A 21,161-nucleotide genomic window follows, 5' to 3' on the forward strand; every position below is an offset into this window, starting at 1 on the left:
CACACGCGATAGCCTTTAGTGCGGCGAAACACGCCCTATGTGGCAAGCAGCCACCGCAGACCGCTTGCCCGAGAACCGCAGAAGACACAGAACTAAAGAGCACTGAATCGAGGCGAGCAGCTGCTGTGAGCAGTACAAGTTCACCATTCGGGCAGAACGAATGGTTGGTCGAGGAGATGTACCAGAAGTTTCGCGAGGACCCGTCCTCGGTGGATCCGAGTTGGCACGAGTTCCTGGTCGATTACAACCCCGACCACGCGAGTGACACCCCCGCAGCCTCGAGCGCCGCCCCGACCAAGGCCGCCGCCCCGGCCAACGGCCGCGCCCAGGCACCCGTGGCGCCCCCGGAGCCCAAGCCCGCTCCCCCGCCCGTCAAGCAGGCCCCGCCCGCCAAGACCCCGCCGACCAGTAACGGCGCCTCCGCACCCACTCAGCAGCCCACACCGGCCAAGCCGGCCGAGAAGCCGGCCGCCGCCAAGGAGCCTGCGGGCGCCGGCGACGAGACCCAGGTGCTGCGTGGTGCCGCCGCAGCGGTCGTCAAGAACATGAACATCTCGCTGGAGGTGCCCACCGCCACCAGCGTGCGGGCCATCCCGGCCAAGGCGATGATCGACAACCGGATCGTCATCAACAACCACCTCAAGCGCACCCGCGGCGGCAAGATCAGCTTCACCCACCTGCTGGGCTACGCGATCGTGCAGGGCGTCAAGAAGTTCCCGAACATGAACCGGCACTTCGCCGAGATCGACGGCAAGCCGAATGCCGTCACACCAGCGCATACCAATCTGGGCCTGGCCATCGATCTGCAGGGCAAGAACGGCAGCCGCTCGCTGGTGGTCGCGGCCATCAAGGGTTGCGAGACCATGAAGTTCGGGCAGTTCATCGCGGCCTACGAGGACATCGTGCGCCGCGCGCGCGACGGCAAGCTCACCGCCGAGGACTTCGCCGGTGTGACCATCTCGCTGACCAACCCCGGCACACTGGGCACCGTCCACTCGGTGCCGCGGCTGATGTCCGGCCAGGGCGCGATCATCGGCGCCGGCGCCATGGAGTACCCCGCCGAGTTCCAGGGCGCCAGCGAGGAACGCATTGCCGAGCTGGGCATGGGCAAGCTGATCACCCTGACGTCGACCTACGACCACCGGATCATCCAGGGCGCCGAGTCCGGCGACTTCCTGCGCACCGTGCACCAACTGCTGCTGGCCGACGAGTTCTGGGACGAGATCTTCTTCGAACTCGGCATCCCTTACGAGCCGGTCCGCTGGCGCACCGACAACCCCGATTCGATCGCCGACAAGAACGCCCGGATTATCGAGCTGATCGCGGCCTACCGCAACCGCGGTCACCTGATGGCCGACACCGATCCGCTGCGTCTGGACAAGACCCGTTTCCGCAGCCACCCGGACCTCGACGTGCTGTCGCACGGACTGACGCTGTGGGATCTGGACCGCGAATTCAAGGTCGACGGCTTTGCCGGCGCCGAGTACAAGAAGCTGCGCGACGTGCTCTCGGTGCTGCGGGACGCCTACTGCCGCCATGTCGGTGTGGAGTACACCCACATCCTCGAACCCGAGCAGCAGAAGTGGCTGCAGGACCGCATCGAGGTCAAGCACGACAAGCCGACGGTGGCCCAGCAGAAGTACATCCTGAGCCGGCTCAACGCCGCCGAGGCCTTCGAGACCTTCCTCCAGACCAAATACGTCGGGCAGAAGCGATTCTCGCTGGAGGGCGCTGAAACCATCATCCCGATGATGGACGCGGCGATCGACCAGTGCGCCGAGCACGGCCTCGACGAGGTGGTCATCGGCATGCCCCACCGCGGCCGGCTCAACGTACTGGCCAACATCGTCGGCAAGCCGTACGCGCAGATCTTCAGCGAGTTCGAGGGCAACCTCAACCCGTCGCAGGCCCATGGCTCCGGCGACGTGAAATACCACCTGGGCGCCACCGGCACCTACATCCAGATGTTCGGCGACAACGACATCGAGGTGTCGCTGACGGCCAACCCGTCGCACCTGGAGGCCGTCGATCCCGTACTCGAGGGATTGGTCCGGGCCAAGCAGGACCTGCTCAACAAGGGCGACGGCGCTGACGGTTTCAGTGTTGTGCCGCTGATGCTGCACGGTGACGCCGCCTTCGCCGGTCAGGGTGTGGTGGCCGAGACGCTGAACCTGGCGCTGCTGCGCGGTTACCGCACCGGCGGCACCATCCACATGATCGTCAACAATCAGGTCGGTTTCACCACCTCACCGGAGAACTCCCGGTCCTCCGAGTACTGCACCGACGTGGCAAAGATGATCGGAGCGCCGATCTTCCACGTCAACGGCGACGATCCCGAAGCCTGCGTGTGGGTGGCCAAGCTGGCCGTCGACTTCCGGCAGAAGTTCAAGAAGGACGTCGTGATCGACATGCTGTGCTACCGCCGCCGCGGGCACAACGAGGGTGACGACCCGTCGATGACGCAGCCCGCGATGTACGACGTGATCGATCACAAGCGCGGTGTCCGCAAGTCCTACACCGAAGCGCTGATCGGCCGTGGCGACATCTCGATGAAGGAAGCCGAGGACGCCCTGCGCGATTACCAGGGGCAGTTGGAGCGGGTGTTCAACGAGGTGCGCGAGCTGGAGAAGCACGCCGTCGAACCCAGCGAGTCCGTGGAGTCCGAGCAGCTGCCGGCCAAGGGCCTGACCACCGCGGTGGACAAGTCGCTGCTGGCCAAGATCGGCGACGCCCACCTGGCCATCCCGGACGGCTTCACCGTGCACCCCCGCGTCAAGCCGGTGCTGGAGAAGCGCCGCGAGATGGCCTACGAGGGCAAGGTGGACTGGGCGTTCGGCGAACTGCTGGCGCTGGGCTCACTGGTCAACGAGGGCAAGCTGATCCGCCTGTCCGGCCAGGACTCCCGTCGCGGCACCTTCACCCAGCGGCACTCGGTGGTGATCGACCGCAAGACCGGCGAGGAGTTCACCCCGCTGCAACTGCTGGCACTCAACGAGGACGGCACACCGACAGGCGGCAAGTTCCTGGTGTACGACTCGGCGCTGTCGGAGTTCGCCGCGGTGGGCTTCGAGTACGGCTACTCGGTGGGCAACCCCGAGGCGCTGGTGCTGTGGGAGGCGCAGTTCGGCGATTTCGTCAACGGCGCCCAGTCGATCATCGACGAGTTCATCAGCTCCGGTGAGGCCAAGTGGGGTCAGCTGTCCGATGTGGTGCTGCTGCTGCCGCACGGCCATGAAGGGCAGGGCCCGGACCACACCTCGGGTCGCATCGAGCGGTTCCTGCAGCTGTGCGCGGAAGGGTCGATGACGGTGGCCCAGCCGTCGACCCCGGCCAACTACTTCCACCTGCTGCGCCGGCATTCCCTGGACGGGATCCACCGCCCGCTGATCGTGTTCACCCCGAAGTCGATGCTGCGCAACAAGGCCGCGGTCAGCGACATCAAGGAGTTCACCGAGGCCAAGTTCCAGTCGATCATGGAGGAGCCGTCGTACACCGACGGCGAAGGCGACCGGTCCAAGGTGCAGCGGATCCTGCTGTGCAGCGGCAAGCTGTACTACGACCTGGCCGCCCGCAAGGCCAAGGACAAGCGTGAGGACATCGCGATCGTGCGCGTCGAGCAGCTCTACCCGCTGCCCCCGCGCCGGCTGGGCCGCACGCTGGACGCCTACCCGAATGCGCAGCAGTTCTACTGGGTGCAGGAGGAGCCGGCCAACCAGGGTGCATGGCCGACCTTCGGACTGGCGCTGCCGGAGTTGTTGCCGGAGAAGCTGACCGGGATCAGGCGGGTGTCGCGACGGGCCATGAGCGCGCCGTCGTCGGGCTCGTCGAAGGTGCACGCGGTCGAGCACCAGGAGATTCTGGACGAGGCGTTCAACTGAGGTTCTGACGCCGAGACTGCACGCAGTGCGGGGTTTTCTTCGGAATCCCCGCACTGTGTGCATTGTCGAGGTTCGTCGGTCGAGGCACCAGGTCGGCGTGCGTCGGTCAAGATGGGGCGATGGACGTCAACGAGGTTCTTCTGCCCGGTGTTGGGCTGCGTTACGAGTTCGACAACACCGACGGTGACCGCATCGGAGTCATCGCCAAGCGAGGCGGCGACTTCGAGGTGGTGCTCTACGCGGCCGAGGATCCTGACGTCGCGCAGCCGCTGTTCCACCTCAACGCCGACGAGGCCGATGCGCTGGCCCAGATCCTGGGCGCACCCCGCATCGCCGAGCGGTTCGCCGACCTGACCCACGAGGTCCCCGGCCTGGAGGCGGGGCAGGTTGCCATCGAGCCCGCCAGCCCCTACGCCGACCGGCCGCTCGGTGACGCCCGGATCCGCACCCGCACCGGCGCCTCCGTCGTCGCGATCGTGCGCGACGAGGACGTGGCGCCGTCGCCGGGCCCGGCCGACGTGCTGCGCGCCGGCGACATCCTCGTCGTCATCGGCACCGAGGACGGCATCACCCAGGTTCAGCACATCGTCGACAAGGGCTGAGCCCGGTGCACGGACCGGTCGCACTGCTGATCCAGATCGGGCTGCTCCTGGTCGTCCTGACCGTCCTGGGTGCGCTGGCCCGCAAGGTGTCGCTGTCCCCGATTCCGCTGTACCTACTCGCCGGGCTCGCTCTCGGCGAGGGTGGGATACCGATGGAACCGTCGGCCGCCGAGTTCATCGAGACCGGCGCGCTGGTCGGGGTGGTCCTGCTGCTGCTCACCCTCGGGCTGGAGTTCTCGGTCACCGAGTTCGCCGCCAGCATGCGCAAGCATCTGCCCTCGGCGTGGGTGGACCTGGCACTCAACGCGACCCCCGGTGCCCTCGTCGGCTGTCTGCTCGGCCTGGACTTCGTCGGCATCCTGGCGATGGCGGGGGTCACCTACGTCTCGTCGTCCGGGGTGGTGTCGCGGCTGCTCACCGACCTGCGCCGGTTGGGCAACCGCGAAACCCCCGCGGTGCTGTCAGTGCTTGTCCTCGAGGATTTCGCGATGGCGGTGTACCTGCCGCTGCTGGCGGTGCTGGCCGCCGGAGGGACATGGCTCAACGCCGTCGTCGGGATCGCCATCGCGATCCTCGCCTTGGCGGTGACCTTTCTGGCGTCCTACAAATGGGGTCACGTCGTCGAGCGGTTGGTGTCCCATCCGGACTCGGAGCTGCTGCTGCTGCGGGTGCTCGGACTGGCGCTGCTGGTCGCCGGGCTGGCCGAATTCGTGCATGTGTCCGCCGCGGTGGGCGCCTTCCTGGTGGGCCTGACGCTGAGCGGGGAGACCGCGGTCCGGGTGCGCGAGCTGCTGAGTCCCTTGCGAGATCTGTTCGCCGCGATCTTCTTCGTGTCGATCGGGTTCATGGTCGATCCCGCGGTGATGATCCCCATGCTGCCGCTGGCGGTGCTGCTGGCGCTGGTCACCGCGGCCACCAAGGTGGTCTCAGGGATGTACGCCGCCAAGCGGGACGGCGTGGCACGCCCGGGACAGCTGCGGGCGGGCGCGGCGTTGATCGTGCGCGGCGAGTTCTCGCTGGTCATCATCGCGTTGGTGGGTGAAGCGATCCCGGTGATCGAGGCGATCGCCATGCCCTACGTCTTCGTGCTCGCCTTTCTCGGCCCGGTGGCCACGGTGCTCAGCGGCCGGATCGCCGCGGCGCCTGCACTGCGGCGCCGGGTGACGCGGCCCGCCCGAGTTCGGCGTACCGAGCCGCCGTCGGGATGACGAGTCAACGGCGCGTCCTCGCTGCGCGTCCAACTTCGTCGTAGGACGGATGCTCGTGATCCCACTCACCAGGATGCCTGCTCAGTTGCCGGGAAAGGTGGCGAACCTCGTCGCGCAGTTCGTCGATCTGCGCGGCGGTCGCCGCACGATTCGCCGAATCCTCCTCGGACACGCGCTCGACGATCCATGAGGCCACGGTTGCGGTGATGACGCCGATCAGGCTGATGCCACCGATCATCAGCAGCACGGCAATTCCTCGACCGATCGTGGTCACCGGGTACTCGTCGCCGTAACCGACAGTTGTCACCGTCACGATCGACCACCAGAGCGCCTCGCCGAAGTTCGTGATCGTGGCCTCGGCAGCGTTGCGCTCGGTCTCGAGCATTGCCAGCGATGCCACATAGACCAGGAGCGCCGCACTGGCCGCGGTGTACATCACCACGCGACCGCGAATGGCGTCGCCGCCGGCCCGGTGCAGCACCTTGACCAGAACCACGAGCCGCAGCAGGCGCAGCGGGCGCAGGAACGGAAGGACGACGATCGCAAGATCCAGCAGATGCCGGAAGAACCACCGGACCCGTTGCGGGGCCAGCGCCAGTCGGACGAGGTAGTCCACGACGAATGTCACGTACAGCACTGTCATCACCGCGTCCAAGGTGTTGTTGACAGCGCGCGGCGGCTCAGCGAGCACCTGCACCGAATAGACCACCAGGAAGATGACGGCGACCGCCGCGAGCACCCATTCGCTGCGGGATTCCCACCGATCGAGCCGTTGCGCGGAGCCCATCGATCGATACTCACCTTCCGGTTTACTGGTGCCCGGTCGCCTGCCGTGACGATGTGACGCCACACGCTAGACGCAGGGTTACCCACTACGGGCCCGACGGCACCGTGACGGCTGCACCGCCACATGGTCCCGTCAGATGTAGTCAGATACCAGACCGGCGCGCTGGTCGGTGAGGCGATCCCGGTGATCGAGGCGATCGCCATGCCCTACGTCTTCGTGCTCGCATTTCGCGGCCCGGTGGCCACGGCGCTCAGCGGCCGGATCGCGGCGCCTGCCCTGCGGCGCCGGGTGACGCGGCCCGCCCGACTTGGGCGTGCCGAGCCACCGCCGTGATGACGACGTTCTGACCTCGAGAATGCACCCAGGGCGGGGATTCATCGGAAATCCCCGCCCTGGAAACAGTTTCGGGCCTAGATGCCCAGAAGGCCGGGCAGGATCTGCGGGTTGTTGATCCGGTCTCCCAGGGCGGCGACAGCGCCCGGGCAGAACAGCGAGATGGCCACGCCGGTGAACATGGTGGCCGGGCCGAGGGGGCGGCCGATGGAGTTGGAGACGTCGGCGGCCACATCAGCCATCCGCTGACCGGGTTCGGCGAGCATCGGGCAGACCTGCTGGCCGACGGACACGGCGGTGCCGGGGTCGATCCCGGTGATGCCGGCATTCGTGATGGCAGCCAGGAAGGCATCGCTGCCGGGGTCAGCCTGGGCAGGAGCGGCCGAGGCCAGCATGACGCCGGCAGCCATCGCTGCCACGGCGATCGGGGTGAACTTCATGCTCAGAAAATCGCCGACCGAGGGGGCTCCGTTACTCATCGACGTAGGGTGACGTGTGACATCCGGCAGCCTTGCGGCCCAGTCTGCGGTCCGTCGTTGGCAGATGGACGACGTGACCTTCACCTACGTCGTCGACGGGGCGATGTGGCTGGCCGCGGATGGGTTCCTGCCCGCGATCCCGCAGAGCTACTGGGACGACCACCCTGACGAAGTCGGTCCCGACGGCTTGGTGGCGATGTCCACCGGCGGTCTGTTGGTCCAATCCCCTCTGGCGACCGTGCTCATCGACGCGGGTATGGGGCAGTCCGTCGGCGAGAGCGCCCTGGGCCGTACCGATTGCGGTGAGTTCCTCAACACCCTGGCGCGTCTGGGCGTCGACCGTGACGCCATCGAGGTCTGCGCTCTGACCCACCTGCACGTCGACCATGCGGGATGGATCTTCGTCCAGGACGGGCCCGGGCCTCGGCAACCGACCTTCCCCCGAGCGCAGTACGTGGTGGCCGAGGCGGAGTGGGCGCCGTTGCAGCGCGGCGAACGCCCCATGGGCGCTTCCGATCGCGAATCCGTGCTGGAGCCGCTGGGCCGCCACCACAACGTCGTGTTCATCGCCGACGGGGACGAGGTGGCGCCAGGAGTGCGGGCGCTCGTCACCCCGGGGCACAGCGCCGGACACACCTCGTACGTCATCACGTCCTCGGCCGGCAACCGGCTGGTCGCGTTCGGCGACGCCTTCCACGTTCCCGCCCAGCTGGCCAATCCTGAGTGGGGTTCGGCGCCGGACACCATGCCTGCGACGGTGCCCACGGCCCGGGCCCAGCTGCTCGACGAACTCTGTCGACCGGGCACGTTCGGCTTCGCGATTCACTTCGGCGATCAGCCGTTTGGACAGGTGATGCGCGAACCGGGTGCGGCGCGCTGGCAGCCCCTGGCCACTGACGTCCTGTTCGGCCCACCGCGCTGACCTCCGCCAGCCGAAGGCGCGGTACCCGCCGTTACCCGCCGGTAGCGGTACCGGCGGTACCGACTAAACTCAACACAAGTCGAATAGCGATGCGAAGGAGTGTTGGGCATGGAGGGCTTCGCCGGAAAAGTCGTCGTCGTCACGGGCGCCGGGTCGGGGATCGGCCAGGCACTGGCCATCGAACTCGGGCGTCGGGGGGCCAAGGTGGCGATCAGTGATGTCGACACCGACGGTCTGGCCGTCACCGAGGAAAAGCTCAAAGCCATCGGGGCACCGGTCAAGGCTGACCGCCTCGATGTCACCGAGCGTGAGGCGTTCCTGCTCTACGCCGACGCGGTGAAGGCCCACTTCGGCAAGGTCAACCAGATCTACAACAACGCCGGTATCGCCTTCACCGGCGATGTCGAGATCAGCCAGTTCAAGGACATCGAACGGGTGATGGACGTCGACTTCTGGGGCGTGGTCAACGGCACCAAGGCCTTCCTTCCCCACCTGATCGAGTCCGGCGACGGTCATGTTGTCAACGTGTCCAGCTTGTTCGGCATCTTCGCGATGCCGGGCCAGTCTGCTTACAACGCAGCCAAATTCGCGGTCCGCGGGTTCACCGAGTCACTGCGCCAGGAGATGCTGGCCAAGAATCACCCCGTTGCGGTGACCTGCGTGCACCCCGGCGGCATCAAGACCGCGATCGCGCGCAACGCCACTGCGGCCGAGGGCCTGGACGCCAAGGAGATCGCGCAGGTTTTCGACAAGAAGCTGGCCAACACCACACCCGAGCGCGCGGCCAAGATCATCCTGGAGGCGGTACGCAAGAAGAAGGCACGGGTGCTCGTCGGTCCCGACGCCAAGGTGCTCGACGTCGTCGTGCGGCTTACCGGATCCGGGTATCAGCGGCTGTTCCAGGGCGTGGTGTCGAGGGTCCTGCCGACCTGACACCCACTTCACAGTTTTCAACGTTTTGTAGAGACGACTTCAACAAATTGTTGTAGCGTCTGATCGCACCACACCTTTGGAGGTCTGATGCGATCAACGTCACGTCGTCAGCTCAGCGTGCTGTGCGCTGCCCTGCTCGCCACCGCTGCCACTGCCTGCGGCAACGGTGTCGGCGGAGGCGGCGACGCCACGCCGGAACAATCCGGGACGGCGGGCGGTGCGTCGGAAAGCCAGTCGGCGATACCCGATAACGCCGGCCTGATCGCGGAGATCGAGGCGGATGAGGCACTCTCGGCCGGACTTCCGCCTGAAGTGGTGCAGTCCAAGACCGTGAACATCGGCTCCAACATCCAGTCCGCTCCCAACAACTTCTACGCCACGGACGGAACCACCCCGATCGGCTACGAGGTGGATCTCGCCAAGGCCATCGGCGCCAAACTGGGTGTCGAGATGGCCTACCAGGACATGGCCTTCGGTTCGCTGATCACCAGCCTGCAATCCGGGCGCATCGACATGACGATGGCCGGTATGAACGACACCAAAGAACGTCAACAGCAGATCGACTTCGTCGACTACTTCTCGTCCGGGATCACGATCATGGTGCAGAAGGACAACCCGCAGGACATCACCGGTCCAGATGCCCTGTGCGGCAAAGCTGTTGCCGTGGTCCAAGGGACCAGCCACCAGAAGTTCGCTGCGGCGCAGAGCGAGAAATGCGCGCAGGAGGGTCAGCCGCCGGTGAACGTCACCGCCACCGACAGCGATACGCAGAACCAGAATCAGCTGCGCACCGGGCGCGTCGCCGCCATCCTCAACGACCTGCCCAGCGCGGTGTACATCTCCAGGACCGCCGCGGACGGAAACGCTTTCGAGGTGGTACCCGGGCCGCCCATCGAAGGCGGACCGTACGGAATCGGCTTCGCCAAAACCGATCCTGCCCTGCGTGATTCGGTGGAAAAGGCGCTCGCCGAGCTGATGGCCGACGGTACGTACACGCAGATCCTGGAGAGCTGGGGCGTGGAAGAGGGCGCTCTGACGGAGCCGGCGATCAATGGCGGCTGAGCCACTGCCCGATGGGCCCCTGCCCATCGTTCGCCTGCGGCACTGGGGACGATGGGTCAGCGCGGTCATCATCCTCGGCCTGCTCGTCGGCCTGATCGTCACGCTCGCCGAGGCGCAGATCCAGTGGGCGTCGGTGCCGGACTTCGTGATCTACCGCGTGATGATCGTCGGTCTGGTCAACACGGTGATCCTCGCGGTGGTGGCCCAGACGCTGGCCATCGTCATCGGCATCGTGATCGCGCTGATGCGGCGCAGCGCCAACCCGGTGGCAGTGTGGTTCGCCTCCGCCTACATCTGGCTGTTCCGCGGTCTGCCGGTGCTGCTCCAGATCCTGATCTGGTACAACCTGGCTCTGGTGATCCCGACGATCTCGATCCCGTTGCCGTTCGGCGGTTACCTGCTCAATGAGCCCACCAACGTCCTGGTGAGTGCCTTCACCGCCGCCTTGCTGGGGCTGGCCCTCAACGAAAGCGCCTACATGGCCGAGATCGTGCGCGCCGGGCTCAACAGCGTGGACAGCGGGCAGACCGAGGCGGCGAAGTCCATCGGCATGAGTCCGGGCCTGACGCTGCGCCGGGTGGTGCTGCCCCAGGCGATGCGGGTGATCATCCCGCCCACCGGCAACGATTTTGTGGACATGCTCAAGGGCACGTCCATCGCCTCGGTGATCGGGGTGACCGAACTGCTCCACGCGGCCAACAACATCTCGTCCAACAACCTGCTGGTGATGGAGACCCTGTTCGCCGCCGCCGTCTGGTACATGGCGGTGGTGACGGTCGCCGGATTCGGACAGCACTATCTGGAGCGCAGATTCGGGGGTACCGAACGCAGCGCCGCCGCGCAGGCCGCCCGAGCGTTGCGCGCCATCCCGCTGACCAGGAGCGCCCGTGTCTGACCCACTGCTGCGGGCCGTCGGCATCCGAAAGAGCTACGGCCACAACGAAGTACTCCGCGGAATCGATCTGGAGGTCCACCGCGGCCAGGTGGTGTGCCTGCTCGGCCCGTCGGGCGCCGGAAAGAGTACATTCCTGCGGTGCCTGAACCATCTCGAGACCATCGACGCCGGCCAGGTGTGGGTGGACGGCAAGCCCATCGGATTCGCACTGCGCGGCGGGAAACTCCATGAACTGCGCGAACGTGAAGTCGCCAAGCAGCGCCGAGACATCGGCATGGTGTTCCAGCGGTTCAACCTGTTCGGACACCGCACCGCCCTGGAGAACGTCACGGAGGGGCCGATCCGCGTCCTCGGCGTCGCTGCCGAGGTGGCACGCAAGGAGGGCCTGGCGCTACTGGACCGGGTGGGCTTGGCCGACCGCGGCGACGCCTATCCGGCGCAACTGTCCGGGGGCCAGCAGCAACGGGTGGCGATCGCCCGATCGTTGGCGATGAAGCCGAAGCTGATGCTGTTCGACGAGCCCACCTCCGCGCTGGATCCCGAGCTGGTGGGCGAGGTGCTCTCGGTGATGAATTCGCTTGCCCAGGAAGGGATGACCATGGTGGTGGTGACTCACGAGATCAGCTTCGCCGCCGAAGCCGCCGATGAGATCGTGTTCATGGCCGACGGCGCCGTGGTGGAGACCGGCCCCCCGCAGCGCGTGCTGAAGAACCCGGAACACGAACGCACACGCCAGTTCTTGGCTCGGGTGCTCGCGTGAAACCCCTGTCTCCGCGCTACCAGCTGCAGTTCTCCGAGCCGGAGGGCTATCTGGACTTCGCCCGGTTCGGTCCGCCGTCGCACGCCGTCCTGGACACCACGGCCAGGCTGTTGGAGAAGGCAACCCATGCGGGCCCGGCCACCGTCGACGAACTGATGCGCGAAGAGACCCGCGCCAAGGCCGCCGCCGCCCGACTGTGCCGCAGCGACATCGACCACATCGTGTTGCTGCCGAACACCAGCCTGGGCCTGATGCAGGCGGCGTTCAACGCCCCGGTCGGCAGCACCGTGCTGGTCTCGGAGGCCGAGTTCCCCGCCAACACCTACCCGTGGGCCCGCGCGGAGCAGGCCGGGCGGCTGACTGTCCGTCAGCTGCCGGGCGGCTTCGTGACGGCCGACCGGGTGGCCGAGGCACTGACCGACGACATCTCCATGGTCTCGGTCAGCGCGGTCGACTTCCGTACCGGCTACCGGGCCGACCTCGCCGCACTGCGCGACGTCATCGGCGACCGCCTGCTGGTGGTGGACGCCATCCAGGGCTTCGGCGTGATCGAGGAGCCCTGGGAGGTGGCCGACATCCTGGTGGTCGGCGGGCAGAAATGGTTGCGCTCAGGGTGGGGCACCGGGTTCGCGATGCTGTCGGACCGGATGGCCGACCAGATGGATCCGATCCTGTCCGGCTGGACCGGTGCGCGCGACCCCGGCCTGTTCGACAACGAGATCCACCCCGCGGACTACACCGCGGCCGCGTGGTCGATCTCGAACCTGAGCCCCGTGACATCAGGGGCGTTCGCCGCCGGCTTGGAGTTGGCGGAGGAGGCGGGCGTCGGCGAAATCGGCGCCCAGATCGAGATGCGGGTCAACGCCTTGGAAGACGCCCTGCTCTCGTCCGGTGCCGAGATCGTCTCCGCGCGCCGGCGCCGGGCGGGAATCCTGGCGTTCACCGTGCCGGAGCACACCGCAGAGCAGGTGGGCGCGGCGTTGACCGCCGGCGGGATCGCGGCCACCATTCGGCCCGAACACGTGCGCCTCTCCCCGCATGCGACCACCTCGTTGGAGGTTGTCGACCGGCTTCGGGCGGCCCTGGGGTCATTGGCGACGCCCAGCAGGGTGGAAGTGACCACCCCGGCGAGCCCGGCCGGCGCCGTCACCCACGAGCTGCTGGCGTCGTTCATCCCCGCGGTACACGGGTTGGCGGCGATGCTGGGTCCGGGCAACGAAGTGCTGCTGCACGACTTCTCCCGGCTCCCCGATTCCATCGCGGCCATCGCCGGGGACCTCACCCACCGCACCGTGGGCGGACCGATGACGGACCTGCTCCTGGGCCTGATCCGCCGCGGCACCACCCAAGACCTCATCAACTACCGAACCAACAATCCCGACGGGCGCCCGATCCGGTCATCGACGGTGTTCCTCCGCGATGCCGACGGAGTCGCCATCGGCTGCTTGTGCGTGAACAGCGAACTCAGCGAATCGGTTTCAGAGGTGCCGCCGGACCGAGCGGAGAGCTTCCCCCCTGATGTGGACAGTCTGCAGCGCTTCCTGGTCGACCGCGCCATCACCAAGGTCGGCATCGAGCCCGCCCAGATGAAGAAACAGCACAAGGCTGCGGTGGTGCGCGAACTCGACGAGGCGGGCTTCTTCCTCATCCGGGATTCCGTCGACCATGTGGCCGGCCAACTGGACGTCACCCGCTACACGATCTACAACTATCTCAACGAGGTCCGGGCTGACACGACTGCGCCGGGCGCCTAGCGTCCGATCGGGTTGTCGGCCAACCATGCGTCGGCCACCTGACGGGGGTCGGCGCCACCGGCGACGTCGGCCCGCATCCGCTTGAGCGACGCGGTGTCCAGCACACCGGCCACTTCGTTGACCGCAAGCACCTGACGCGCGGTCAGCGCGTTGCGCCGGTACAGCGGCACGGCATTTTCCGCCTGGATCAGTGCCGGGGTGCTGTCGGCGAGCACCACCACCTCGGCGGGCACATCCGGATCCGCGGTGGTGGTCCATGCGACGGTGATCTCACCCGCGTCCAGGGCCTCGAAAAGCGTGGTGTCGTCGGGGAATTCGCGAGGCGGCGGCAGCGCGCACCGGCCCACCCGCGCGGGTGTCCCGGCACCGCGAACCGCGCCTGCGACCACGTCCCCACAATGCTGTATCAGCGCGTCGAGGTTGGTGTCGCCCCACGCGGTGGCGGTCTGCTCGCTCACCGCGGCGGCCGGCTTGTCCTCCGCAGCCGTGGTGTAGTCCCCGGCTGCCAGGCCTTCGGGCAGGACGCCGACCATCTGCTCGTACACCTCGTCGTCGGAGCGCGCCGACGTCCCCGGGGCGAACGTGTCCAGGAGTGTGCCGGTGAAACCGGGCGCGACGATCACATCGCCGGAGTCCAGCCCTGCCAACGGATCCGGGACCACGGCCACCCGCGCGTCGGTGCCGTAGAAGCGCAGCGCCGCCGCATACAGATTGGCCAGCAGTTCCGATTCAGCGCCGGCGTCGGCGCCCACGGTCAACGGCGCCGGCGGCGTGGACTCACCGCCGCAGCCGGCCACCACCACGGCCACCGCGGCGAGCACCCCGGCACGTACGCCGAATGCGGATCGCCATGACTCAGCCACGCGGGCCACGTTACTGCACGTCACCTCCGGCTCCCTTCAGCTACGGCGCGTAGCATTCCGGCTGATCAGCCGAGCACGGGAGGGCAGATGCCGACATTTCGAGCGCGGCCGACGAGCAGTACCAGCGACCCCGTCGATGCCCGGCGGATCCACATCCCGGTGGCCCGCGCCATGGTGGACTGCGGCATCTACGTCGACGGTGAACGTCTTCCCGGTAAGTACACGCACCTGGCGGCCCTGCAGAAGGTGCGTGACATCGAGTGCTCCGAGCACAAGACGTTTGTCTGGATCGGCCTGCATGAACCCGACGAGCACCAGATGCAGTCGGTGGCCGAGGTCTTCGGGTTGCACCCACTGGCCGTCGAGGATGCGGTGCACGCCCACCAGCGGCCAAAGCTGGAGCGCTACGACGACACCTTGTTCCTGGTGCTCAAGACCGTCAACTACGTGCCGCACGACTCGGTGGCCCAGGCCCGCGAGATCGTGGAGACCGGCGAGATCATGGTGTTCGTCGGCCCCGACTTCGTGGTGACGGTGCGCCACGGGGACCACACCGGGCTGGCCGGGGTGCGGCACGCGATGGAAGCCGACCAGAAACAGATGGCGCTGGGCCCCTATTCGGTGATGCACGCCATCGCCGACCACGTGGTGGACAGCTACCGCAGCGTCACCGCGCTGATGGAGTGCGACATCGACACCATCGAGGAGGACGCCTTCTCCACCCGCAACACCGACATCGCGCAGATCTACATGCTCAAGCGGGAAGTGGTCGAGATGCGCCGCGCCATCGCACCGCTGTCGGTCGCGCTGCAGCGACTGAGCGACCACAAGGATCTGATCTCCAAGGAGATCCTGCGCTATTTCCGCGACGTGGTGGACCACCAGAACCAGGCCGCCGACCAGATCAGCAGCTACGACGAGATGCTCAGCTCACTGGTACAGGCCGAGTTGGCCAAAGTGGGCATGCAGCAGAACACCGACATGCGCAAGATCTCGGCGTGGGTGGCCATCGCCGCGGTGCCCACCGCGATCGCCGGTATCTACGGGATGAACTTCGAGCACATGCCGGAACTGCAGTGGACGTGGGGCTATCCCACCGTGCTGTTGGTGATGTTCACCGTGTGCAGCCTGCTCTACCGGACGTTCCGGCGTAACCACTGGCTCTGATTACAGCCGGGCGACGAGGCGGGTGAGGGCACCCCGAGCGCAGCGAGGGGTCGGCTGAACCCGGGGAGGAGAGCCGGCGTGGGAATTTAGAGCCGGGCGACGAGGCGGGTGAGGGCACCCCGAGCGCAGCGAGGGGTCGGCTGAACCCGGGGAGGAGAGCCGGCGTGGGAATTTAGAGCCGGGCGACGAGGCGGGTGAGGGCACCCCGAGCGCAGCGAGGGGTCGGCTGAACCCGGGGAGGAGAGCCGGCGTGGGTCTCTACAGCCGGGCCGGGTCCCGCACGTCAACACCGTCCTGCTCCCAGGTGCGACGGAGTTCGTCGATGCCCTTGAGCCGCACCCAGGCCGCCTCGTTGGCCGAGATGGGCGTCGCGGTGAGGAACCTCACCGGCTCACGCGGTGGATCCAGTGGTACGTCGGGAATTTCACCGGCCCCGAGAATCACTGCGCTGACTCTGGCCCCCTCCCACAGCGTCGCACCCAGATCGATCAGGGCATCCTGTTGCAGCACCACCCCGTCGACCGCGGGGGTGGCGGCCAAGATGGCGATGGCACGGGCGAGTCCCGGGGTGGGAGCCGAATCACGCATGCTGACAACCACTTCGGCGCGCGGACCCTGCAGCGGATCGGCGGCCAACTGCGTCGGGTCCCCCATCGGGTGGCGCGAACAGCCCAACGACACGTAGTGGATCAGCCCGTCAGCGTCAGGGCCGAACCGCAGCACCTCGATCCGCTCGACGCCCAGGAAGGTGACGCTGGCCGAGTCAGGGTCCTGACCGGCGAAATACCCGCGCAGGTGCGCGCGGACAACCTCGAGTACCTGCGTCATCGTGGAGCCGCACACCGCCTTCCGGCTCACCGGCGGGCGTGTCCCCGCGGGTGCACCGTAGAGCGCCACCGCCGCGGGATGCAACACGGCCCGCTCGGGCTACAACGTCAGCCGTGCCAGCATGTCCCGGGCCCGCTCGGCGTTCTGCGGATCGCACAGGACGTCGTAGCGGCCTGCCACCAACTGCATGGTGGAACTGAAATCCCTTGTGCCCTTGGCCATGGCGTAGGGGATCGCCGAGGTGATCAAGCCGAAGAAGACACCGGCAATCAAGCCGGTCAGCAGTGACGACCACGGGTTGGGACTGAAAAATCCCAGCACCAGGCCGATGAAGATACCCAGCCAGGCGCCGGTGAGCACACCGCCTCCGAGCACCTTGGCCCAGCTCAGGCGGCCGGTGACCCGCTCCACCTGCATCAGGTCCACCCCGACGATGGTGACCTGCTCGACGGGGAATTCGTTGTCGGACAGATAGTCGACGGCTTTCTGGGCTTCGGCGTAGGTGGGGTACGACCCGATGGGCCACCCCTTCGGCGGCGTCGGCAATCCCACGGGAGCACGCCGGCCTCGCGCACCGCCGGTAGCGCCGCCCGGCGTCTGCCCGGACTGGAACGGACTGGTCATAGCTCGTCATCCTCCTCTGGGCACCCGTTTTCGGCCAGTGTTTCCGGTGTCGGCGTACCCGCTTCTGCACTGTCAACGACCAAGCGCGGGCTTTGGTGCCCTGATGCCATGTGCGCCACTCCTCCTCATCGCTCGTGCCTCGCTCTGCATCGTCGTCGCCGGCCCTCGATCCTGCCGCGTCACCAGCGCATACGCTAGGTTGTGAGGCATGACCCTGCCCGGCGGAGACACCGGCGACAAGCCGAGTGAGCAGTCCGGCGCGGACCCGTCCGTCGAGCAATCCCCGCACCAGCAGGCCGCGCCGGGCTACCCGGGCGCCGGAGGCTATCCCCCGCCGCCCGGGTTCACCGACTACGGCCAGCAGTACCGGCCCGGTTATCCCGACGGCGACCAGTACGGCTACGGATATGCACCGCCGCGGCAGACCAGCACCAACACCATGGCCATCGCGTCGCTGGTCACGTCTGGGCTGGGCATCGTCCCGTTCTGCGGCGGCATCCTGTCGATCGTCGGGATCGTGCTCGGCGCGGTGGCGCTGAGCCAGATCAAGGAGACGCGGCAAGAGGGTTACGGAATCGCCGTGGCCGGAATCGTGGTCGGTGTGGCGATGCTGATCGTCGGACTAATCTGGACCATCTTCGCGCTTCGCTGACATCGGAGGCAGGAACCCCATGACCAACCCGGAACCACGCTCCGGCGGGAACGAGTACCCGTCGCTGGAGAACTCGCCCCCGGCGACGGATCCGTACTCGCCGGTCGACTATCCGGCGCACTACCCGGATGCCGCCTACCCCCCGCCGCCGCCGTCGGGATATCCGCCGCCGCCCGCGGGTGGCTATGCGCCGCCGTCCGGCGGCTATCCCCGCCGTACCCGCCGCCGCCGTACCCGGGCCAGCCCGCGTACCCCGGATATCCGATGTACAACCCGTACGACCCCTACTCGCAGGGCAAGCCGCCGGGCACCAACGGCAAGGCGATCGCCGCCCTGGTCACTGCTGTCGGCGGCATCGTCTTGTGCGGATTGCCGTCCATCGCCGGAATCATCCTGGGCATCATCGCCATGCGTGAGACCAAACAGACGGGCCAGGACGGCTACGGCCTGGCGCTGACCGGTCTGATCGTCGGGAGCCTGGTGGTGGTGTTCGGCATCCTGTACATCGTGTTCCTGGTGGTGGTCGCCGCCAACAGCTCCAGTTACACCTATTAGCGCCCGCTGTCCGGCGTGAACGGCGGCGCCTGGCGCTGCATGCCCGCCGCACGGCCCTTCCCGGCGATCACCAGCGCCATCTTGCGGCTGGCCTCATCGATCATCTCGTCGCCAAGCATCACCGCGCCGCGCGCACCGCCGGCGGTCGAGGTGTGCCACTCGTAGGCCTCGAGAATCAGCTCGGCATGGTCGTAGTCGGCCTGCCGGGGGCTGAAGATCTCGTTGCCCGCCGCAATCTGGTCGGGATGCAGCACCCACTTGCCGTCGTAGCCCAGCGCCGCCGAACGACCGGCCACCGCCCGGAACGCGTCGGTGTCACGCACCTTCAGATACGGCCCGTCGATCGCCGCCTTCCCGTGGGCGCGGGCGGCGATCAGAATTGCCATGAAGACGTGGTGGAACGCGTCACCGATGTCGTAGCCCTCCGGCTGCTCGCCGACCACCAGCGTGCGCATGTTCAGGCTGGCCATCATGTCGGCCGGCCCCAACACCAGCGCATGCACCCGCGGGTGGGCGGCGATGGCGTCGACCTGGGACAGGCCCCGGGCGTCCTCGATCTGGGCGTCGATGCCGATGCGGCCCACCTCCAGCCCGTGGGTGTGTTCCAGCTGGGTCAGCAGCAGATCCAGCGCGCTGACATGCGCGACATCGGTGACCTTGGGCAGCACGATGACGTCGAGCGCCCCGGCAGCGCCCGCCACCACCTCGATGACGTCAGCGTGGGTCCACGGTGTGGTCCAGTCGTTGACCCGCACTCCGCGCATCTGTTGACCCCACCCGGACTCGGCCAGCGCCGCGGCCACCACCGGGCGGGCCGCGGCCTTGGCCTCCGGCGCCACCGCATCCTCGAGATCCAGGAACACCTGGTCGGCGGGCAGTCCCTTGGCTTTGTCGATGAACTTGCGGCTGCTGCCGGGAACCGACAAGCACGTTCTACGGGGTCGATACGCGGTATTCACCCGTTCACTCCTACCCTTTGTACCTATGGCATCGGTCAACAGGGTCTTCGCGGCCCGCCTCGCGGGCTTGGGCGTGCTGGGCCCCGACGGCGAATCACTGGGCCGGGTGCGCGACGTCGTGATCAGCATCAGCATCGTCCGTCAGCAACCACGCGTGCTCGGCCTGGTGGTCGAATTGCTGTCGCGGCGAAGAATTTTCGTGCCGATCCTGCGCGTCACCGCCATCGAACCGCAGGCCGTCACCCTCAACACCGCCAACCTGTCGCTGCGGCGGTTCGCGCAGCGCCCGGGTGAGGTGCTGGTGCTGGGGCAGGTCCTCGACACCCGGGTGCGGGTCAACGATCCCGAGCTGCCCCAGCTGCAGGCGGTGGACGTGGTGGTGGTGGATCTGGCCATCGAACCGGTGCGCTCGCGGGACTGGATGGTGACCCGCGTCGCTGTGCGCAACCACCGGCGGCTGGGCCGTCGCACCACGGTGCACGTCGTCGACTGGCAGAACGTGCACGGTCTCACCCCGTCCGCGCTGGCCATGCCCGGCCAGGACGTCGCGCAGCTGCTGCACCAGTTCGAGGACCAACGGCCCATCGAGGTGGCCGACGCCATCCGGGAGCTGCCCACCAAACGACGCAACGAGGTGGTCAACGCCCTCGACGACGAACGGCTGGCCGACGTCCTGCAGGAGCTGCCCGAAGACGACCAGACCCAACTGTTGATGCAACTGACCACCGAGCGCGCCGCCGACGTGCTCGAGGCGATGGATCCCGACGACGCCGCCGACCTGCTGGGTGTGCTGAACCCCAATGAGGCCGAGGTGCTGCTGGCGCGGATGGATCCCGAGGACTCCGATCCCGTGCGACGGCTGCTGCAGCACTCCCCCGACACCGCAGGCGGCCTGATGACCTCCGAACCGGTGGTGGTGGCCCCGGACACCACCGTGGCCGAGGCCCTGGCCCGGGTGCGTGACCCGGACCTGACGCCGGCGCTGTCGTCGCTGGTGTTCGTGGTCCGCCCGCCCACCGCGACGCCCACCGGGCGGTATCTGGGCTGTGTGCACCTGCAGCGTCTGCTGCGCGAGCCGCCGGCCTCACTGGTCAGCGGCATGGTTGACAAGGACCTGCCCAGCCTCACCCCGGACAGCTCGCTGGCCGCGGTGACGCGGTACTTCGCGGCCTACAACCTGGTGTGCGGGCCGGTGGTCGACGACGAGACCCACCTGCTGGGTGCGGTCACCGTCGACGACGTGCTGGACCACCTGCTGCCCCACGACTGGCGTGAACGCACCGACGAGCCCGAACTGGATCCGGCGCCGTGAGCGAAACCAGCGCGCGCGACCGGCTGGGCACCCCGCGGGTCTCACGCCGCCGATTCACGCCGCGTTTCGACATGGAGGCCGCGGCACGGGTCAGCGAATCCATCGCCCGGTTCCTGGGAACGGGCCGGTACCTGGCCATCCAGACGATCGTCGTGATCGTCTGGATCCTGCTGAACATCGGTGCGTTCGCCTGGCAGTGGGACCCGTACCCGTTCATCCTGCTGAACCTGGCGTTCTCCACCCAGGCCGCCTACGCCGCGCCTTTGATCCTGCTGGCCCAGAACCGCCAGGAGAACCGCGACCGGGTGGCGCTGGAGGAAGACCGGCGTCGGGCTCAGCAGACCAAGGCCGACACCGAGTTCCTGGCCCGCGAGCTGGCGGCGCTGCGCCTGGCCGTGGGTGAGGTCGCCACCCGCGACTATCTGCGCCGCGAACTCGACGAGATCCGCGAGATGATCGAGGCCATCGAACCCGCCCTCGCCAGGACCGAACGGCAGGTGCGCAAGACCAAGAAACAGATACGCCAGAGCCCACCGGAGAGCCCCTCCCGTCAACCCTGACAAATGCCGCCCCAGGTGTCACAGGACT

The 21,161-nt window shown here is 67.5% G+C and carries 21 protein-coding genes; 15 read left to right on the forward strand and 6 right to left on the reverse strand.

Features of this window, described 5'->3' with window-relative positions; translation table 11 throughout:
* The first annotated feature begins 125 nt into the window (after positions 1-125).
* The 3 genes from G6N58_RS01430 to G6N58_RS01440 all read left to right on the forward strand — a co-directional run bounded on the left by G6N58_RS01430 (position 126) and on the right by G6N58_RS01440 (position 5,688).
* Positions 126-3,878: a multifunctional oxoglutarate decarboxylase/oxoglutarate dehydrogenase thiamine pyrophosphate-binding subunit/dihydrolipoyllysine-residue succinyltransferase subunit gene (locus G6N58_RS01430; RefSeq protein ID WP_115280034.1), complete on the forward strand. Its 3,753-nt coding sequence runs from the start codon at positions 126-128 to the stop codon at positions 3,876-3,878.
* Positions 3,879-3,997: 119 nt separating this feature from the next.
* Positions 3,998-4,480: a cation:proton antiporter regulatory subunit gene (locus tag G6N58_RS01435; RefSeq protein WP_115280033.1), complete on the forward strand. Its 483-nt coding sequence runs from the start codon at positions 3,998-4,000 to the stop codon at positions 4,478-4,480.
* Positions 4,481-4,485: 5 nt separating this feature from the next.
* Positions 4,486-5,688 carry a cation:proton antiporter gene (locus tag G6N58_RS01440; protein ID WP_115280032.1) on the forward strand — a complete coding sequence of 401 codons (1,203 nt, stop codon included), beginning with the start codon at positions 4,486-4,488 and terminating at the stop codon, positions 5,686-5,688.
* Between the two features lie 4 nt (positions 5,689-5,692).
* Here the strand turns inward: G6N58_RS01440 and G6N58_RS01445 are convergent, their stop codons facing one another.
* Positions 5,693-6,475 (reverse strand): potassium channel family protein, encoded by a 783-nt coding sequence (locus G6N58_RS01445; RefSeq protein ID WP_115280031.1) that lies wholly within the window; start codon positions 6,473-6,475, stop codon positions 5,693-5,695.
* A 123-nt stretch (positions 6,476-6,598) separates the two neighbouring features.
* On the opposite strand from G6N58_RS01445, the gene G6N58_RS01450 reads away from it, so the two are divergent.
* Positions 6,599-6,808, forward strand: coding sequence for a hypothetical protein (locus G6N58_RS01450; RefSeq protein ID WP_115280030.1), 210 nt, complete (start codon positions 6,599-6,601; stop codon positions 6,806-6,808).
* Positions 6,809-6,885: 77 nt separating this feature from the next.
* Here G6N58_RS01450 and G6N58_RS01455 read toward each other — a convergent pair whose 3' ends face one another.
* Positions 6,886-7,287, reverse strand: coding sequence for a DUF732 domain-containing protein (locus G6N58_RS01455; RefSeq protein ID WP_435406173.1), 402 nt, complete (start codon positions 7,285-7,287; stop codon positions 6,886-6,888).
* A gap of 16 nt (positions 7,288-7,303) precedes the next feature.
* On the opposite strand from G6N58_RS01455, the gene G6N58_RS01460 reads away from it, so the two are divergent.
* From G6N58_RS01460 to G6N58_RS01485, 6 genes are all read left to right on the forward strand, one after another.
* On the forward strand, positions 7,304-8,209 hold the full coding sequence (locus G6N58_RS01460) for an MBL fold metallo-hydrolase (RefSeq protein WP_147289398.1): 906 nt from the start codon (positions 7,304-7,306) through the stop codon (positions 8,207-8,209).
* Positions 8,210-8,317: 108 nt separating this feature from the next.
* The gene (locus G6N58_RS01465; protein ID WP_115280028.1) at positions 8,318-9,142 is read left to right on the forward strand and encodes an SDR family NAD(P)-dependent oxidoreductase; all 825 of its coding nucleotides are present in this window, start codon (positions 8,318-8,320) and stop codon (positions 9,140-9,142) included.
* An 87-nt stretch (positions 9,143-9,229) separates the two neighbouring features.
* Positions 9,230-10,204 carry an ABC transporter substrate-binding protein gene (locus G6N58_RS01470; RefSeq protein ID WP_115280027.1) on the forward strand — a complete coding sequence of 325 codons (975 nt, stop codon included), beginning with the start codon at positions 9,230-9,232 and terminating at the stop codon, positions 10,202-10,204.
* The gene (locus G6N58_RS01475) at positions 10,194-11,099 is read left to right on the forward strand and encodes an amino acid ABC transporter permease (RefSeq protein ID WP_115280026.1); all 906 of its coding nucleotides are present in this window, start codon (positions 10,194-10,196) and stop codon (positions 11,097-11,099) included. The genes G6N58_RS01470 and G6N58_RS01475 overlap by 11 nt, the downstream gene beginning before the upstream one ends.
* On the forward strand, positions 11,092-11,859 hold the full coding sequence (locus G6N58_RS01480; RefSeq protein WP_115280025.1) for an amino acid ABC transporter ATP-binding protein: 768 nt from the start codon (positions 11,092-11,094) through the stop codon (positions 11,857-11,859). Before G6N58_RS01475 ends, G6N58_RS01480 begins: the two co-directional genes overlap by 8 nt.
* A complete protein-coding gene (locus tag G6N58_RS01485; protein WP_115280024.1) occupies positions 11,856-13,613 on the forward strand; it encodes an aminotransferase class V-fold PLP-dependent enzyme in 1,758 nt (585 codons plus the stop codon). Before G6N58_RS01480 ends, G6N58_RS01485 begins: the two co-directional genes overlap by 4 nt.
* On the opposite strand, the gene G6N58_RS01490 is transcribed toward G6N58_RS01485, so the two are convergent.
* Positions 13,610-14,476 carry a glycine betaine ABC transporter substrate-binding protein gene (locus G6N58_RS01490; protein WP_179968205.1) on the reverse strand — a complete coding sequence of 289 codons (867 nt, stop codon included), beginning with the start codon at positions 14,474-14,476 and terminating at the stop codon, positions 13,610-13,612. The genes G6N58_RS01485 and G6N58_RS01490 overlap by 4 nt on opposite strands.
* Before the next feature lie 87 nt (positions 14,477-14,563).
* Between G6N58_RS01490 and corA the strand changes: the two genes are divergently transcribed.
* Entirely contained in the window at positions 14,564-15,643 is a 1,080-nt protein-coding gene (corA, locus tag G6N58_RS01495) for a magnesium/cobalt transporter CorA (RefSeq protein WP_115280022.1), read from the forward strand.
* 258 nt (positions 15,644-15,901) lie between these two features.
* On the opposite strand, the gene G6N58_RS01500 is transcribed toward corA, so the two are convergent.
* Positions 15,902-16,471, reverse strand: coding sequence for a suppressor of fused domain protein (locus G6N58_RS01500; protein WP_115281893.1), 570 nt, complete (start codon positions 16,469-16,471; stop codon positions 15,902-15,904).
* 99 nt (positions 16,472-16,570) lie between these two features.
* Complete coding sequence (locus G6N58_RS01505; RefSeq protein WP_115280021.1) at positions 16,571-17,095, reverse strand: YflT domain-containing protein; 525 nt, start codon at positions 17,093-17,095, stop codon at positions 16,571-16,573.
* A 208-nt stretch (positions 17,096-17,303) separates the two neighbouring features.
* On the opposite strand from G6N58_RS01505, the gene G6N58_RS01510 reads away from it, so the two are divergent.
* Positions 17,304-17,747 (forward strand): DUF4190 domain-containing protein, encoded by a 444-nt coding sequence (locus tag G6N58_RS01510; RefSeq protein ID WP_115280020.1) that lies wholly within the window; start codon positions 17,304-17,306, stop codon positions 17,745-17,747.
* A gap of 264 nt (positions 17,748-18,011) precedes the next feature.
* Entirely contained in the window at positions 18,012-18,302 is a 291-nt protein-coding gene (locus tag G6N58_RS30665) for a DUF4190 domain-containing protein (RefSeq protein ID WP_163907821.1), read from the forward strand.
* Here the strand turns inward: G6N58_RS30665 and G6N58_RS01520 are convergent.
* The gene (locus G6N58_RS01520) at positions 18,299-19,261 is read right to left on the reverse strand and encodes an HpcH/HpaI aldolase/citrate lyase family protein (RefSeq protein WP_115280018.1); all 963 of its coding nucleotides are present in this window, start codon (positions 19,259-19,261) and stop codon (positions 18,299-18,301) included. The genes G6N58_RS30665 and G6N58_RS01520 overlap by 4 nt on opposite strands.
* A 25-nt stretch (positions 19,262-19,286) precedes the next feature.
* Between G6N58_RS01520 and G6N58_RS01525 the strand changes: the two genes are divergently transcribed.
* Positions 19,287-20,573, forward strand: a complete 1,287-nt coding sequence (locus G6N58_RS01525; protein WP_115280017.1) for a magnesium transporter MgtE N-terminal domain-containing protein — start codon at positions 19,287-19,289, stop codon at positions 20,571-20,573.
* Positions 20,570-21,133 (forward strand): DUF1003 domain-containing protein, encoded by a 564-nt coding sequence (locus G6N58_RS01530; RefSeq protein ID WP_232067692.1) that lies wholly within the window; start codon positions 20,570-20,572, stop codon positions 21,131-21,133. Before G6N58_RS01525 ends, G6N58_RS01530 begins: the two co-directional genes overlap by 4 nt.
* Positions 21,134-21,161 lie beyond the last annotated feature (28 nt).

Origin of the sequence: Mycolicibacterium tokaiense, from assembly GCF_010725885.1 — a bacterium.
Classification (GTDB): domain Bacteria; phylum Actinomycetota; class Actinomycetes; order Mycobacteriales; family Mycobacteriaceae; genus Mycobacterium; species Mycobacterium tokaiense.